This is a genomic window from Leifsonia sp. NPDC102414, from assembly GCF_044765685.1.
Lineage (GTDB): Bacteria > Actinomycetota > Actinomycetes > Actinomycetales > Microbacteriaceae > Leifsonia.
In genome coordinates, this window is record NZ_JBIWKN010000001.1 from 143,497 (window position 1) to 158,044 (window position 14,548).

General features: G+C 66.3%; 17 protein-coding genes. 15 read left to right on the plus strand and 2 right to left on the minus strand.

The genetic code is table 11. From position 1 onward, the window contains the following. The first annotated feature begins 26 nt into the window (after window positions 1-26). From ACIRCZ_RS00650 to ACIRCZ_RS00710, 13 genes are all read left to right on the plus strand, one after another. Entirely contained in the window at window positions 27-749 is a 723-nt protein-coding gene (locus ACIRCZ_RS00650) for an L-threonylcarbamoyladenylate synthase (RefSeq protein WP_055892026.1), read from the plus strand. A gap of 3 nt (window positions 750-752) precedes the next feature. Further along, window positions 753-2,021, plus strand: coding sequence for an MraY family glycosyltransferase (locus tag ACIRCZ_RS00655; protein WP_055892030.1), 1,269 nt, complete (start codon window positions 753-755; stop codon window positions 2,019-2,021). Next, window positions 2,018-2,548: a hypothetical protein gene (locus ACIRCZ_RS00660; RefSeq protein ID WP_402848534.1), complete on the plus strand. Its 531-nt coding sequence runs from the start codon at window positions 2,018-2,020 to the stop codon at window positions 2,546-2,548. Before ACIRCZ_RS00655 ends, ACIRCZ_RS00660 begins: the two co-directional genes overlap by 4 nt. Window positions 2,549-2,720: 172 nt before the next feature. Beyond that, on the plus strand, window positions 2,721-3,518 hold the full coding sequence (atpB, locus tag ACIRCZ_RS00665; protein WP_055892038.1) for a F0F1 ATP synthase subunit A: 798 nt from the start codon (window positions 2,721-2,723) through the stop codon (window positions 3,516-3,518). Window positions 3,519-3,569: 51 nt separating this feature from the next. After that, window positions 3,570-3,794 (plus strand): ATP synthase F0 subunit C, encoded by a 225-nt coding sequence (gene atpE, locus ACIRCZ_RS00670; protein WP_055892042.1) that lies wholly within the window; start codon window positions 3,570-3,572, stop codon window positions 3,792-3,794. Between the two features lie 35 nt (window positions 3,795-3,829). After that, window positions 3,830-4,384, plus strand: coding sequence for a F0F1 ATP synthase subunit B (locus ACIRCZ_RS00675; RefSeq protein ID WP_055894311.1), 555 nt, complete (start codon window positions 3,830-3,832; stop codon window positions 4,382-4,384). Then, on the plus strand, window positions 4,384-5,178 hold the full coding sequence (locus ACIRCZ_RS00680; protein WP_402848537.1) for a F0F1 ATP synthase subunit delta: 795 nt from the start codon (window positions 4,384-4,386) through the stop codon (window positions 5,176-5,178). Before ACIRCZ_RS00675 ends, ACIRCZ_RS00680 begins: the two co-directional genes overlap by 1 nt. 23 nt (window positions 5,179-5,201) lie before the next feature. After that, a complete protein-coding gene (gene atpA / locus ACIRCZ_RS00685; RefSeq protein ID WP_055892049.1) occupies window positions 5,202-6,839 on the plus strand; it encodes a F0F1 ATP synthase subunit alpha in 1,638 nt (545 codons plus the stop codon). A gap of 45 nt (window positions 6,840-6,884) precedes the next feature. Further along, window positions 6,885-7,784, plus strand: a complete 900-nt coding sequence (locus ACIRCZ_RS00690; RefSeq protein WP_055892052.1) for a F0F1 ATP synthase subunit gamma — start codon at window positions 6,885-6,887, stop codon at window positions 7,782-7,784. A gap of 41 nt (window positions 7,785-7,825) precedes the next feature. Continuing rightward, window positions 7,826-9,289: a F0F1 ATP synthase subunit beta gene (gene atpD, locus ACIRCZ_RS00695; protein WP_055892055.1), complete on the plus strand. Its 1,464-nt coding sequence runs from the start codon at window positions 7,826-7,828 to the stop codon at window positions 9,287-9,289. A gap of 2 nt (window positions 9,290-9,291) precedes the next feature. After that, window positions 9,292-9,552, plus strand: a complete 261-nt coding sequence (locus ACIRCZ_RS00700; RefSeq protein WP_055892062.1) for a F0F1 ATP synthase subunit epsilon — start codon at window positions 9,292-9,294, stop codon at window positions 9,550-9,552. A gap of 1 nt (window position 9,553) precedes the next feature. Then, a complete protein-coding gene (locus tag ACIRCZ_RS00705; protein ID WP_055892065.1) occupies window positions 9,554-10,111 on the plus strand; it encodes an ATP-binding protein in 558 nt (185 codons plus the stop codon). Window position 10,112: 1 nt separating this feature from the next. Then, complete coding sequence (locus ACIRCZ_RS00710; RefSeq protein ID WP_402848544.1) at window positions 10,113-10,919, plus strand: YaaA family protein; 807 nt, start codon at window positions 10,113-10,115, stop codon at window positions 10,917-10,919. Window positions 10,920-11,460: 541 nt separating this feature from the next. On the opposite strand, the gene ACIRCZ_RS00715 is transcribed toward ACIRCZ_RS00710, so the two are convergent. Together ACIRCZ_RS00715 and ACIRCZ_RS00720 are read right to left on the minus strand one after the other, a co-directional pair. After that, window positions 11,461-12,114, minus strand: a complete 654-nt coding sequence (locus ACIRCZ_RS00715; protein ID WP_402848547.1) for a DNA-3-methyladenine glycosylase I — start codon at window positions 12,112-12,114, stop codon at window positions 11,461-11,463. Further along, on the minus strand, window positions 12,111-12,608 hold the full coding sequence (locus tag ACIRCZ_RS00720; RefSeq protein ID WP_055892072.1) for a methylated-DNA--[protein]-cysteine S-methyltransferase: 498 nt from the start codon (window positions 12,606-12,608) through the stop codon (window positions 12,111-12,113). The genes ACIRCZ_RS00715 and ACIRCZ_RS00720 overlap by 4 nt, the downstream gene beginning before the upstream one ends. Window positions 12,609-12,722: 114 nt before the next feature. Here ACIRCZ_RS00720 and ACIRCZ_RS00725 point away from each other — a divergent pair, with 114 nt between their 5' ends. Together ACIRCZ_RS00725 and ACIRCZ_RS00730 are read left to right on the plus strand one after the other, a co-directional pair. Beyond that, window positions 12,723-13,694 carry an aldo/keto reductase gene (locus tag ACIRCZ_RS00725; protein WP_055892075.1) on the plus strand — a complete coding sequence of 324 codons (972 nt, stop codon included), beginning with the start codon at window positions 12,723-12,725 and terminating at the stop codon, window positions 13,692-13,694. Window positions 13,695-13,839: 145 nt separating this feature from the next. After that, a complete protein-coding gene (locus ACIRCZ_RS00730; protein WP_402848552.1) occupies window positions 13,840-14,541 on the plus strand; it encodes a TetR/AcrR family transcriptional regulator in 702 nt (233 codons plus the stop codon). Window positions 14,542-14,548 lie beyond the last annotated feature (7 nt).

Here is a 14,548-nt window from a genome sequence, read left to right on the forward strand (position 1 = left end):
GATGGCTCAACTATCATGGTTCCGACATGGCTCCCATCTACGACTGCTCGGTCGACTCCGAACTCCTTTCCGGCATGAGGCTGGCTCGCGCCGCCATCGGGCGGGGCGAGCTCGTCGTCATTCCGACGGACACCGTTTACGGCGTCGCAGCAGACGCCTTCAACCCCGCCGCCGTCCAACGGCTGCTGGATGCGAAGGGTCGCGGCCGCCAGTCGCCTCCGCCTGTCCTCATCCCCGGCATCCCCACCCTGGCCGCGCTGGCAGAGGACGTCCCGCAGGCCGTGACCGACCTGGTCCAGGAGTTCTGGCCAGGCGGACTCACCGTCGTGCTTCCCGCCCAGCCGTCGCTGGTCTGGGACCTGGGCGAGACCAGAGGCACCGTCGCCCTGCGGATGCCGAGCGACACCATCGCGCTCGAACTCCTCTCCGAGACCGGCCCGCTCGCCGTCTCGTCCGCCAACCTCACCGGCCGCCCCGCCGCCCGCACCGCCGCGGAAGCAGAGGCCATGCTCGCCGACTCCGTCTCCGTGTACCTCGACGGGGGAGAGGCGGGCGCCGGTTACGACCGCGTCGACGGCAAGGACAGCTCGTCCACGATCGTCGACGCGACTGCGCTGGCCGCGGGAACGGGAAAGCTCCGCATCCTGCGTCACGGCGTGATCTCGGCGGAGCAGATCCGTGCCGTCGTCGGCGACCAGCTCGCGGACGACAGCGTGGAGGAGCCCACCGAGACGTCGACGGACGCCTGAGCCGTGACCCTCCTCCTCGCCCTCGCGCTCATCTCGGCCGTCATCACGTTCGGGATGTCGCTGGTCGTCTACAAGCTGAGCCTCAAGTACCGGCTGTACCCGAAGATCCGGGCACGGGATGTGCACACCAGGCCGACCCCGAGGCTCGGCGGCATCGCGATGTTCCTCGGCATCCTGGTGGCGTTCGGCGTCGCCTGGCTGCTGTCGAGCCAGTTCGGCGTCCTGACGCTGATCTTCTCGGACTCCGGGCCGATCCTCGCGATCCTCGGCGCCTCCCTGCTGATCGTGGTGATCGGCGTCGCAGACGACATCTGGGATCTCGACTGGATGACCAAGCTCGCCGGTCAGTTCGTCGCCGCGGGCCTCGTTGCCTGGCTGGGCGTGCAGATCTACTCGCTGCCGATCGGCGGTCTGACGGTCGGGTCGCCGGTGATGAGCATCATCATCACGCTGTTCGCGATCGTGCTGGTGATGAACGCCATCAACTTCATCGACGGCCTCGACGGTCTCGTCGCCGGCGTCGCGCTCATCGCCAACGGCTCGTTCCTGGTCTACACGTATCTGTTGCAGCGCGAGATCAGCCCGCAGAACTACTTCAGCCTCGCCGGGGTGATCGCTGCGATCCTCGTCGGCGCGTGCGCCGGATTCCTTCCGCTCAACTGGCACCCGGCGAAGATGTTCATGGGGGACGCCGGCGCGCTGCTGATCGGCCTGCTGATGGCGACATCGGCCATCTCCGTCACCGGCACGATCAACCCGGAGGCGCTGCAGACGCTCGGCAAGTCGTCGCTTGTCCCCGCGTTCATCCCGATCATCCTGCCGTTCGCCGTGCTGATCGTGCCCCTGCTCGACTTCGGACTCGCCGTCATCAGGCGGCTTCGCGCAGGCAAGTCGCCGTTCAGCGCCGACCGCAAGCACCTGCACCACCGCCTGCTCGACATGGGGCACACGCACCTGCACGCCGTGCTGATCTTCTACGGCTGGACGGCCGTGCTGTCGATCGGCTGCCTGCTTTTCTTCTTCGACCCGTACTGGATGGCGATCGTGTTCATCGCCGTCGGCCTGGTTGTCTGCGCCGCGTTCACGCTCGCCCCGCTGAGCCGCAGGAAAGCCAACGAGGCCGCGGCGGAGCTCGCGCCGGCCGGCACGGACGAAGCGGACGCCACCGCCCGCTACGACCAGCTCGACGCCGCGAGCGAGCACGCCCCCGGCACCGCTCCGACCTCCGCACAGACCACCACCCCCGCACCGCTCAGCAAGGAGACACGATGACCGACCACGACGGCGGAACCCCCGCCGACGGCCGGCCCGCCGAACCAGTCACGCCGCCCGCCGCTGCACCAGCCGCACCGCCCGCCCAGCCGTCCTCGACGCCCATCCTCAAGGACGTGCTCAAGTACGGCCTCATCCTCGCGGTGATCATCGCCGTGGTCGGGATGATCCTCGGCGGCGTCTTCGCGGGATGGATCGGCGTCACCAGCGCGCTCATCGGCACCGCGATGGCCGTCGTCTTCCTCAGCATCACCGCCCTGAGCATCCTGATCGCCAACAAGTTCGTGGGCACCGACCTGTTCGTCGGCCTCTTCTTCGGCATCGTCCTCGGCGGCTGGCTCCTGAAATTCGTGCTGTTCCTGGTGCTCGCGTTCGTGCTCAGGGACCAGCCGTGGATCAACCCCGTCGTGCTGTTCCTCAGCCTCATCGCCGGGGTGATCGGCTCGCTCGTCGTCGACATGATCGTCGTCTTCCGGTCCCGCGTGCCATACGTCAGCGACGTCACGCTGCCCGGCGAGAAGCGCTGAGCTGTGTCCGATTCGTTACCCTGCGAAAACTCTTGTAGAGTTGTGGTGATTCCCCACCCGCATAGCGCCTCAGGCACCATTTGGCGCATGATCCCGGGTGTCCAAATGTTCGTCGCTGCGAGAGCTTTGGCTCGACGCCCCGAAACAGGAGATAGCGCTGTTAGCTAACGCTGTGAACCTGCTGGTCCAGACCGCAAGCTCCGATGATGGCAGCTTCCACGGTCCGTCGATCGATGAGTTCTTCCCGCCCGCAATCTTTTCCATCGGTGGCTTCGAGGTCAACCGGATCATGGTCATCCGCTTCATCGCGGTGCTGGCCATCGTCCTGATCTTCTGGCTCGGCACCCGTCGCATGAAGATCGTCCCAGGACGATTCCAGTCCGTGGTGGAGATGGGACTCGACTTCGTTCGGGTCAACATCGCAGAGGACCTGCTCGGCAAGAAGGACGGCCGTCGCTTCCTGCCGATCCTCACCACCATCTTCTTCATGGTGCTGTTCATGAACCTGACCGGCATCATCCCCGGTCTGAACATCGCAGGCACCTCGGTGATCGGCGTTCCGCTGGTGCTCGCGATCGTCGCGTACATCTCGTTCATCTACGCAGGTATCAAGGCGAGCCCTGGCAACTTCTTCAAGAACTCGCTGTTCCCGCCCGGTGTGCCGAAGGCGCTCTACATCATCGTCACGCCGATCGAGTTCATCTCGACCTTCGTCCTGCGTCCGATCACCCTGACGCTCCGACTCCTGATGAACATGGTCGTCGGCCACCTGCTCCTCGTGCTGTTCTTCAGCGCGACGGCGTTCTTCCTCTTCACCGCCGGAAGCTGGTGGTCGCTCTTCGGAATCGGCACCTTCGCGTTCGGCTTCGCATTCACCCTGTTCGAGATCCTGGTCGCAGTCCTCCAGGCCTACGTCTTCGCACTGCTCACGGCTGTCTACATTCAGCTCGCAGTCGCCGAGGAACACTAATAACGTTCCGCGCACTCGCACGGAACGCCATCACGGAAGGAAACACATAACGTGGACATCGCTGCTATCTCCGGCAACATTGCCACCGTTGGATACGGTCTCGCGGCCATCGGCCCGGCCATCGGCGTCGGCATCGTGGTCGGCAAGACCATCGAGGGCGTCGCTCGCCAGCCCGAGCTCGCCGGCCGCCTCCAGGTTCTGATGTACATCGGTATCGCATTCACCGAGGCGCTCGCGTTCATCGGTATCGCTACCTACTTCATCTTCACCTCCTAATCAGCCCTCTTTATCTCTCTCAGTAAGGAGGAATGATGCTCCACGGTGTGGTTATCGCCGCAACGGAGGCACCGCGTAATCCGCTCATCCCCGAGTGGTACGACGTCATCGGTTCGCTGATCTGCTTCCTCATCATCCTGTTCTTCTTCTGGAAGCTCGTGCTTCCGCGCGTGAAGAAGCTCCTGGATGAGCGTGCAGAGGCGATCGAGGGCAACATCGCGAAGGCCGACGAGGCTCAGCACAAGGCCGAGGCGCTCCTCGAGGAGTACACCGCTCAGCTCGCCGACGCGCGCGCCGAAGCGGCCAAGATCCGTGAGCAGGCTCGCACCGACGGTCAGAAGATCGTCGCCGAGGCGAAGGACAACGCGACGGTCGAGGCCGCCCGCGTCACCGCCAACGCCCAGGCGCAGATCGAGGCTGAGCGTCAGTCCGCCGTCGTCGCTCTCCGCAGCGAGGTCGGCTCGCTCGCGATCGACCTGGCCTCCGGTGTCATCGGTGAGGCTCTCAACGACGACAAGAAGTCGCAGGCGATCGTCGACCGCTTCCTGGCCGACCTGGACGCCAGCGAAAAGGCAGGGTCGAACAAGTAATGGGAAGCGCCTCCAGAGAAGCACTGGCCAGGTCCGTGTCGGCTCTCGCCGCGCAGGGCTCCAAGGCCGATCTGGCGACGGCCGAAGACCTGTTCGCCGCAGGACGAGTCGTCGCAGACTCCGCCCAGCTCCGAGCAGTGGTCAGCGATCCATCGGCAGACCCCGCAGGCAAGACGGCGCTCGTGCAGCGCGTCTTCGGCTCGCTCTCGGCTCCGGCCGTCGAGCTCCTCGGCGTGATCGCCGCTGAGCGCTGGTCGGGTCAGAACGACGTGCTCGCCGCGATCGAAGAGCTCGGTGTCCGGTCGATCGCCCAGTCGGCGCCGAAGGGCGTCGACATCGCAGCAGAGCTGTTCGCGTTCGGGGGAGCCGTGACCTCCGACGCACAGCTCGAACTCGCGCTGCGCAGCAAGCTCGCGGACCCGACGGCCAAGAGCGAGCTGGTCGAGCGTCTGCTCAACGGCAAGGCGTCCGTCCAGACGGTCGCCATCGTGCGCCAGCTCGTGCTGCAGCCGCGCGGTCGCAGCATCCGCGAAGGTCTTCGCGAAGCCGCCCGCGTCGTGGCAGCCCAGTCCGGCCTCACCGTCGCGACGGTCTTCACCGCGAAGCAGCTCCCCGCTGCGCAGGCCGAGCGCCTGCAGGCTGGGCTCGCAGCGAAGTACGGACAGAAACTCAAGATCAACCAGGTCGTCGACCCCACCATCCTCGGTGGGCTGCGTGTGCAGATCGGCGACGACGTGATCGACGGCAGCATCGCCTCGCGCATCACCGATTTACGACTTCAGCTGGCGGGCTGACCGCCCCAAGATAGGGAACAACGATGGCAGAACTAACGATCAGCCCCGACGAGATCCGGGACGCGCTCAAGGACTTCGTCACCAAGTACGAGCCCACGAAGGCCGCGACCACCGAGGTCGGACACGTCATCGACGCGTCCGACGGCATCGCGCACGTCGAGGGTCTCCCCGGCGTGATGGCGAACGAGCTCATCCGCTTCTCCGACGGCACCCTGGGCCTCGCCCAGAACCTCGACGAGAACGAGATCGGCGTCGTCGTCCTCGGTGAGTTCGACGGCATCGTCGAGGGCATGGAGGTGACCCGCACAGGCGAGGTCCTCTCCGTCCCCGTCGGAGACGGCTACCTCGGCCGCGTCGTCGACCCGCTGGGCAAGCCCATCGACGGTCTCGGCGAGATCGCGTCCGAGGGTCGCCGCGCACTCGAGCTGCAGGCGCCTGGCGTCATGCAGCGCAAGAGCGTGCACGAGCCGCTGCAGACCGGTATCAAGGCGATCGACGCCATGATCCCCGTCGGCCGTGGCCAGCGTCAGCTCATCATCGGCGACCGCCAGACCGGTAAGACGGCCATCGCGATCGACACGATCATCAACCAGAAGGCCAACTGGGAGTCCGGTGACGTCAACAAGCAGGTTCGCTGCATCTACGTCGCCATCGGCCAGAAGGGCTCGACCATCGCCTCGGTGAAGGGCGCGCTCGAGGACGCAGGCGCGATGGAGTACACCACCATCGTCGCAGCTCCTGCCTCCGACCCCGCCGGCTTCAAGTACCTCGCTCCGTACACCGGCTCGGCCATCGGCCAGCACTGGATGTACGGCGGCAAGCACGTCCTCATCATCTTCGACGACCTGTCGAAGCAGGCTGAGGCATACCGCGCCGTTTCGCTCCTCCTGCGTCGTCCGCCGGGACGCGAGGCATACCCCGGTGACGTGTTCTACCTGCACTCCCGCCTGCTCGAGCGTTGCGCCAAGCTGTCCGATGAGCTCGGCGCAGGCTCGATGACCGGACTCCCGATCATCGAGACCAAGGCGAACGACGTCTCGGCGTACATCCCGACCAACGTGATCTCGATCACCGACGGTCAGATCTTCCTGCAGTCCGACCTCTTCAACGCCAACCAGCGTCCGGCGGTCGACGTGGGTATCTCGGTCTCCCGTGTCGGTGGCGACGCGCAGGTGAAGTCGATCAAGAAGGTCTCCGGCACGCTCAAGCTCGAGCTGGCGCAGTACCGCTCGCTCGAGGCGTTCGCGATGTTCGCATCCGACCTCGACCAGGCCAGCCGTCGTCAGCTCGCCAGGGGCGCACGCCTCACCGAGCTGCTCAAGCAGCCGCAGTACTCGCCGTTCCCCGTCGAGGAGCAGGTCGTCTCGATCTGGGCAGGCACCAACGGCAAGCTGGACGAGGTCGCCGTCGAAGACGTGCTGCGCTTCGAGTCCGAACTGCTCGACCACCTGCGTCGCAACACGGACGTCCTGAACGTCCTGCGCGAGACCAACCAGCTCTCCGACGAGACCGTCGCGACGCTCGAGGCAGAGGTCGACAAGTTCAAGCTCGAGTTCCAGACCGGTGAGGGCAAGCCCCTCGCCTCGGTCGGGCGCGAAGAGTTCGAAGCGATCGCCGAAGAGGATGTCAACCAGGAGCGCATCGTCAAGGCGAAGCGCTGAGCCGCGGCACCGCCCGGCGACAGCAGATAGTTACCTAGGAGAGACATGGGAGCGCAACTTCGGGTCTACCGGCAGAAGATCAAGTCTGCCCAGACGACCAAGAAGATCACTCGGGCCATGGAGCTGATCTCCGCCTCACGCATCCAGAAGGCGCAGGCGAGAGTCGCTGCGTCGTCGCCGTACGCCCGCGCCATCACGCGCGCGGTGTCGGCGGTGGCGACGTACTCGAACGTCGAGCACGTCCTCACCACGGAACCGGAGAAGATCGAGCGCGCAGCGATCGTCATCTTCTCCTCCGACCGTGGCCTCGCAGGCGCGTTCAACACGAACGTGCTCAAGGAGTCGGAGAAGCTCGCTGAGCTGCTCCGCAGCCAGGGCAAGGATGTCGTCTACTTCCTGGTCGGACGCAAGGCGAGCGGATACTTCAGTTTCCGCCGCCGCGCGTTCGAGCGGGTCTGGACGGGCGGAACGGACGCTCCGGAGTTCGAGCAGGCCAAGGAGATCGCTGACGCGATCCTCGAATCCTTCCTTCGCGACGCGTCGGACGGCGGCGTGGACGAGATCCACGTCATCTACAACCGCTTCGTGAGCATGCTCACGCAGGAGCCGGAAGTCGTCCGTCTGCTCCCGCTCGAGGTCGTGGAAGGCGTCGAGGAGCCGGGCGACAAGCAGATCCTCCCGCTCTACGAGTTCGAGCCAGACGTCGCAACCGTGCTCGACTCGCTCCTCCCGGTGTACATCGAGAGCCGTATCTTCAACGCCATGCTGCAGTCGGCCGCTTCGAAGCACGCCGCGACGCAGAAGGCGATGAAGTCCGCGAGCGACAACGCGGACAAGCTCATCACCGACTACACCCGCCTGGCCAACAACGCGCGCCAGTCCGAGATCACCCAGCAGATTTCCGAGATCGTCGGCGGTGCGGACGCACTGAGCTCCGCCAAGTAACTCGGACGACACACGTTTAGCAAACGAGAAGAGAAGACACCATGACTACCGCAACCGCCGAAGCCCAGGCTTCGACCGCGCAGCCGGCAGGCGTCGGGCGCATCGCCCGCGTCACCGGCCCTGTGGTCGACATCGAGTTCCCCCACGACTCGATCCCTGGCATCTACAACGCCCTCAAGACGACGATCACCATCGGCGAGGAATCGACCGAGATCACGCTCGAGGTCGCACAGCACCTCGGCGACGACCTCGTCCGCGCCATCGCGCTCAAGCCGACCGACGGCCTGGTCCGCGGCGGAGAGGTCCGCGACACCGGCGCACCGATCTCGGTGCCCGTCGGCGACGTGACCAAGGGCAAGGTGTTCAACGTCACGGGCGACGTTCTCAACGCAGAGCCTGGCGAGACCATCGAGATCACCGAGCGCTGGCCGATCCACCGCCAGCCGCCGGCGTTCGACCAGCTCGAGTCGAAGACCCAGCTCTTCGAGACCGGCATCAAGGTCATCGACCTCCTCACCCCGTACGTGCAGGGTGGAAAGATCGGCCTCTTCGGTGGTGCGGGCGTCGGCAAGACCGTCCTCATCCAGGAGATGATCCAGCGCGTCGCGCAGGACCACGGTGGTGTGTCGGTGTTCGCTGGTGTCGGCGAGCGCACCCGTGAGGGCAACGACCTCATCCACGAGATGGAGGAGGCGGGCGTCTTCGACAAGACGGCCCTCGTCTTCGGCCAGATGGACGAGCCGCCGGGAACGCGTCTGCGCGTCGCCCTGTCCGCGCTGACAATGGCGGAGTACTTCCGCGATGTCCAGAAGCAGGACGTGCTGCTCTTCATCGACAACATCTTCCGCTTCACGCAGGCAGGCTCCGAGGTCTCCACGCTGCTCGGCCGCATGCCGTCCGCCGTGGGTTACCAGCCGAACCTCGCCGACGAGATGGGCCTCCTCCAGGAGCGCATCACCTCGACCCGTGGACACTCGATCACCTCGCTGCAGGCGATCTACGTCCCCGCCGACGACTACACCGACCCGGCTCCGGCGACCACGTTCGCCCACCTCGACGCCACCACGGAGCTCTCCCGTGAGATCGCGTCGAAGGGTCTGTACCCGGCCGTCGACCCGCTGACCTCGACGTCGCGCATCCTCGACCCCCGCTACTTGGGCGCCGACCACTACCGCGTCGCCACCACGGTCAAGCAGATCCTCCAGAAGAACAAGGAACTGCAGGAGATCATCGCCATCCTCGGTGTCGACGAGCTCTCCGAGGAAGACAAGATCACGGTGTCGCGTGCGCGCCGCATCCAGCAGTTCCTCTCGCAGAACACCTACATGGCGAAGAAGTTCACCGGTGTCGAGGGTTCGACGGTTCCGCTCAAGGACACCATCGAGTCGTTCGACGCCATCGCCAAGGGCGAGTTCGACCACGTGGCGGAGCAGGCGTTCTTCAACGTCGGCGCGATCACCGACGTCGAAGAGAAGTGGGCTCAGATCCAGAAGGAGAACGGCTAACAATGGCTGTCCTCAATGTCAGCGTCGTCGCCGCCGACCACGAAGTGTGGTCGGGCGAGGCGAGCATGGTCGTCGCGAAGACGGTCGAGGGTGAGATCGGTATTCTCCCCGGCCACGAACCGCTTCTGGCCATCCTCGCCTCCGGCGAGGTGCGTGTGACCCTGAACGGTGGGGAGTCGATCAAGGCCCAGGCCGACGATGGCTTCCTCTCCGTGGAGAACAACACGGTCACGGTGGTGGCCCGCCAGGCGGAGCTCGTCTGACATGACCGAGCAGCCCGTCATCGTCGATCGTCAGTTCGGCGACGTCCGCGTCCCCATCCTGATCGCGATGGCGGGCCTGCCCGGCTCCGGCAAGTCGACCATCGCCGAGATCATCGGCGCTCGCCTCGGCGCGACCACGGTGTCGGTCGACCCGATCGAGGTGTCGATTCTGCGCGCCGGCATCGACTCCGACCAGCCGACCGGCCTCGCGGCCTACCTCGTGGCCGAGACGATGGCTGAGCAGGTGCTGCAGTCCGGGCACTCCGTGATCGTCGACGCGGTGAACGCCGTGGAGCCCGCCCGGTTGCAGTGGCGCGACCTCGCGGAGCGCTCTGGCGTGAAGCTGCGCGTCATCGAGGTCGTCTGCTCGGACGACGAACTGCACCAGTCGCGCCTCGCGAAGCGTCAGGGTCTCACGGCCGCGTACGCCGTGGAACAGAGCGTCGACGAGTACGACGAGTGGAGGGGCGCGTGCGCCACCCTGCCGCGCGTGACGATCGACACGGCAGCCCCGCTCGGCCAGAACGTCGAGATCGCTCTCGACTTCCTGGTGGCCTAGGTTGCTCATTCTCCTTCCGCCCTCCGAGACCAAGCGCGACGGGGGAGCGGAAGTCCCGCTCGACCTCGACCGACTACGTTTCGGCGCCCTCAAACCGGTCCGCAGGAGCGTGCTCGCCGCTGTCGCTGCGCTCTCCAGGAACCGCGAGCACAGCATCCAGGCGTTGAAGCTCGGTCCCAAGCAGGCCGCCGAGGTCGACCGGAACCGCGCGATCCGTTCGTCGGCGACCATGCCCGCGCTCCGCAGATACACCGGCGTGCTCTACGACGCACTGGATGCGGAGAGCCTGACGGACGACCAGTGGGCGTTCGCGGGAGCGACGGTGGTGGTCCAGTCCGCGCTGCTCGGTCCGGTCGCGGCGACCGACCTCATCCCTGCGTACCGGCTGTCGTTCGACTCGCGCCTGTCGCTCGAGAAGGGCGTCGCGACGCTGAAGAAGCGGTGGGCGCCCGCCGTGGCTGCGGTGTTCGACGCGCATCCCGGGCTGATCATCGACCTGCGGTCGGAAGGCTACGCCGCGCTCGGACCCATTCCTGAGCGGCCGGATGCCCACTACGTGCGCGTGCTCGCCAGGGACGCAGGCGGCCACGTCCGCGCGCTGAACCACTTCAACAAGCAGGCGAAGGGTCTGCTGACCCGCGCGCTGATCGAGGCTGGCATCGACTTCGCGACCACGGACGAGCTGCTCGCCTGGGCCGCGGCGGAAGGCTACGAGTTGCGGAAGGCGGACGACGCCTCAGGCGACCTGGAGCTGATCGTGCCAGAGGTGGCGGGGGAGCCCGGCAAGTTGATGGCTGTGCTCCGCTGAGTCCTTGCCAGCCGCTGAGTGCGCCGGGCGTGCGCGCGGCGGCCGATCCGCGCAGTGGACGTGTGCGGGACGGGAAGCGGGCGTGGGCCCGGTGTCGAAATTGTGCGTGAATCAGTGGTGGAGTTTCAAAAACTGAGATATGCTCAATGGTAGGTGAAGCGTCTCGGATAGCTTCGCATCGGGTAATGCGAGCAATGAGGAGGAGCCAGCCAGCCAACGGGGTGATGGGGGGCGTTCGAAGTCGAACGGTCGCTTCATCTCGTTTATCAGTCGGGCCGACGTCACGGAAACCCGGCGTGATCCCCTCACGCCGATCTCCCAGGCCGGATGCGCGATGACACACTAGTTTCCGCCTGCGGTCGGGCACGTGCGGAGGTGTCATCGCGAGCGAGAATCCGGCGCTTCGAAACGAGTACCGTCGTCGGCCCGACCCTCTTCCGCTGGTCGGCTCATGAGCGCGCTGGTCGTACCGCCTTCGCTGGACGGACCCGGCATCCCGCTGGCATGGGCCTTGTGGTCGGGTGAGCGCCCCGCGCCGGCGTCAGGCGCGGAAGCAGCCTTCGAAGTGGTCGTCGACCATGCCGGTGGCCTGCATCAGGGCGTACATGGTTGTGGGGCCGACGAAGCGGAAGCCGCGGCGACGAAGCGCTTTGCTGAGTGCTGTCGACTCAGCGGTGACAGCTGGCACCTCCGACCAGGCGCGCGGCCGACGGTGGTCCGTCGCTGCGGGCGCGAAGCTCCACATCAGGTCGTTCAGCGGCACATCCAGGGCGAGCACGGCGCGTGCGTTGGAGATGGTGGCGGTGATCTTGCCCCGGTGGCGGATGATCCGCGCATCCTGGAGCAGCCGCTCGACGTCGTCCTCGGTCATGGAGGCGACCGCCTCGACGTCGAACCCGTGGAAGACCTCGCGGAACGCCGGTCGCCTGCGCAGGATGGTGATCCAGGAGAGGCCGGCCTGGAAGCCCTCGAGGCAGAGCTTCTCGTACAGTGCACGGGAGTCGCGCTGCTCGCGGCCCCACTCCTCGTCGTGATAGCGGCGGTACTCGGCGTCGCTCGCCGACCAGGAGCACCTGGCCAGGCCGTCGTCCCCGACGACGACAGCACGACTCGCCGAAACAACGGGACTCGCCGGGTCGGCAGGGCTGGCGGGGACGGGTGCTGGCTGTGTTGGTTCGGTGGTCGCAGAGGTCATGCTGCCAGCATGATCCCTTCGTGGGTGAGCAGCCACAGCTTGGTGGGGATGCCGTCGCCTCCGCTGTAGCCGGTGATCTTGCCGGACGACGACAGCACGCGGTGGCAGCCGATGATGATCGGGATGGGGTTCGCGCCGACGGCTCCGCCGATCGCGCGACCGGAGCCGGGGCGGCCGATGCCGTGGCCGAGCTCGCCGTAGGAGGTGAAGGTGCCGAACTCGAGGTCGGCGAGCTGCTGCCAGACCGCGCGCTGGAACTCCGTGCCCTCGAGGGTGACCGGCAGGTCGAAGTCTTTGCGATCGCCGGCGAAATACTCCTGCAGTTGCAGTTCGGCGCGTTCGAGGACCTCGGTCGTGCGCTCAGGGTGCTCTTCGAGGGGGAGGTGCCCTGAACGTTCGATGGAGAGGGAAGTGATGGCGTGACCATCGCTGGTCAGCTCGATGCGGCCGATCGGACTCGGCATCCGTGTGAGATAGGCGAAGGAAGTGCTCATGAGAAGACTCTACGGCGGGCCACCGACGTGTTCTCGCGGAAAACGGACATGGGGGATAAGTCGTCCGACCTCACCGGTTGTGGAGGGATCGGCAGCGCTGCATAGACTCGGAGCATGGCAGAAATCGACTACCGTCCTCTCGGAAACTCGGGGCTCATCGTCTCGACCATCGGCCTCGGCTGCAACAACTTCGGGCGGGAAGGGACCGCATCCGAAACCCAGCAGGGCACGGACGCGGTGATCGGCGCGGCGATCGACGCCGGCGTCACGTTCTTCGACACCGCGGACATCTACGGCAAGGAGCGCGGGCTCTCCGAGACCCTGATGGGCACGTCGCTGGCCGGGAAGCGCGACAAGATCGTGCTCGCCACCAAGTTCGGGATGGACATGGCGGGCAGCAACGGACCCGACTGGGGCGTGCGCGGCTCGCGTCGCTACATCCGGCTCGCCGTCGAGGCGTCGCTGCGACGGCTCCGCACCGACTGGATCGACCTCTACCAGTTGCACCAGCCTGACCCCATCACCCCGATCGAGGAGACGCTGGCGGCGCTCGACGACCTCATCACCGAGGGCAAGATCCGCTACATCGGTCACTCGAACCTGGCCGGCTGGCAGATCGCGGAGGCGGAGTTCACCGCCGAGCTGAACGGGCATCCGAAGTTCATCTCGTCGCAGAACGAGTACAGCCTGCTCGTGCGCGACGCCGAGCGCGAGGTGCTTCCTGCCGTCAACCAGTACGGGCTCGGCTTCCTGCCGTACTTCCCGCTCTACAACGGCCTGTTCACGGGGAAGTTCTCGCGCGATGGCGGCCCGGCAGACAGCCGCATCATGATGATCAGGCGACACCTCGTCGACAACGCTCCGTGGGATGCGATCGAGCGCTACCAGGCGTTCTGCGACGAGCGCGGCGTGACCATGCTGGCGGCGACGTTCGCCTGGCTGCTCGCCCAGCCCGGCCTCACCAGCGTGATCGCCGGAGCCACCAAGCCGGAGCAGATCACCGCGAACGCGGAGGCCGCCACCGCCTGGCGCCCCAGTGCGGAGGACCTCGCGGCCATCACCGACATCTTCACCCCTTCCGCCTAGCCGCTTTCATCCCATCGAGCCCAGGCTCTCGCCGCTCGCACCGGCGGTGGGACCTGGGCTCGACTGCGTTGGGAGACACTCTGTTCGCTCACAGCGAACGAATTCGTCGTTGTGAGTGAGTACTCACTCCGCGTAGGATCAGCGCGTGGATCTGACGGACGACGAGCTGAAACGTACGCCCCGCGCCCAGCCCCTGAGCGTGGAGGACAGGCGCGCGATGATCGTCGACGCGGTCATCCCGCTGCTGGTCGAACACGGGCGCGGCGTCACGTCGAAGCAGATCGCCGAGGCGGCTGGCATCGCCGAGGGCACGATCTTCCGGGCGTTTGGGGACAAGGAGACGCTGGTGCAGGCCGCGATCGAGAAGTACCTCGATCCTGAGCCGCTCCGGGATGCTCTCCGCGCCATCGACCCCGCCCTCCCGTTCGAGCACAAGATCCGCGCCGTGCTCTACCTGCTGCGCGAGCGGTTCGAGAGCGTCATGCGCATCATGGCCGTCGTCGGCCCGCAGCGCCCGCCCGTCCCGCAGGAACGGGGCCAGTTCGTGGCCATCATCGGCCGGCTGCTCGAGCCGGAGGCCGACCGGCTGAACTGGCCGCCGGAGCGCGTCGCCCACCTCCTGAGACTCATCAGCTTCTCGTCTGCTTTCCCCGCCCTCAACGAGGGGATCGAGTTCAGCATCGACGACCTCGCCCGCTTCGCGATGGTCGGCATCGCCGGAGAACCGCTCGACGTCGCCGACTTCCCCGACCTAGCCGACCTTCCCACCGCGGATTCCGGCTACGCGCCGGAGACAGACCCGACAACACGCACCGCACCAGTAACACAGCCCGCATCCGCACCCTAGGAGATCC

What these genes read in the sequence shown, in the direction of transcription:
- ACIRCZ_RS00690 (WP_055892052.1), top strand. Translation starts at nt 6,885, where the DNA reads ATGGGAGCGCAACTTCGGGTCTACCGGCAGAAGATCAAGTCTGCCCAG.
- atpA (WP_055892049.1), top strand. Translation starts at nt 5,202, where the DNA reads ATGGCAGAACTAACGATCAGCCCCGACGAGATCCGGGACGCGCTCAAG.
- ACIRCZ_RS00680 (WP_402848537.1), top strand. Translation starts at nt 4,384, where the DNA reads ATGGGAAGCGCCTCCAGAGAAGCACTGGCCAGGTCCGTGTCGGCTCTC.
- ACIRCZ_RS00725 (WP_055892075.1), top strand. Translation starts at nt 12,723, where the DNA reads ATGGCAGAAATCGACTACCGTCCTCTCGGAAACTCGGGGCTCATCGTC.
- atpD (WP_055892055.1), top strand. Translation starts at nt 7,826, where the DNA reads ATGACTACCGCAACCGCCGAAGCCCAGGCTTCGACCGCGCAGCCGGCA.
- ACIRCZ_RS00715 (WP_402848547.1), bottom strand. Translation starts at nt 12,114, where the DNA reads ATGACCTCTGCGACCACCGAACCAACACAGCCAGCACCCGTCCCCGCC.
- ACIRCZ_RS00705 (WP_055892065.1), top strand. Translation starts at nt 9,554, where the DNA reads ATGACCGAGCAGCCCGTCATCGTCGATCGTCAGTTCGGCGACGTCCGC.
- ACIRCZ_RS00660 (WP_402848534.1), top strand. Translation starts at nt 2,018, where the DNA reads ATGACCGACCACGACGGCGGAACCCCCGCCGACGGCCGGCCCGCCGAA.
- ACIRCZ_RS00720 (WP_055892072.1), bottom strand. Translation starts at nt 12,608, where the DNA reads ATGAGCACTTCCTTCGCCTATCTCACACGGATGCCGAGTCCGATCGGC.
- ACIRCZ_RS00675 (WP_055894311.1), top strand. Translation starts at nt 3,830, where the DNA reads ATGCTCCACGGTGTGGTTATCGCCGCAACGGAGGCACCGCGTAATCCG.
- ACIRCZ_RS00650 (WP_055892026.1), top strand. Translation starts at nt 27, where the DNA reads ATGGCTCCCATCTACGACTGCTCGGTCGACTCCGAACTCCTTTCCGGC.
- ACIRCZ_RS00700 (WP_055892062.1), top strand. Translation starts at nt 9,292, where the DNA reads ATGGCTGTCCTCAATGTCAGCGTCGTCGCCGCCGACCACGAAGTGTGG.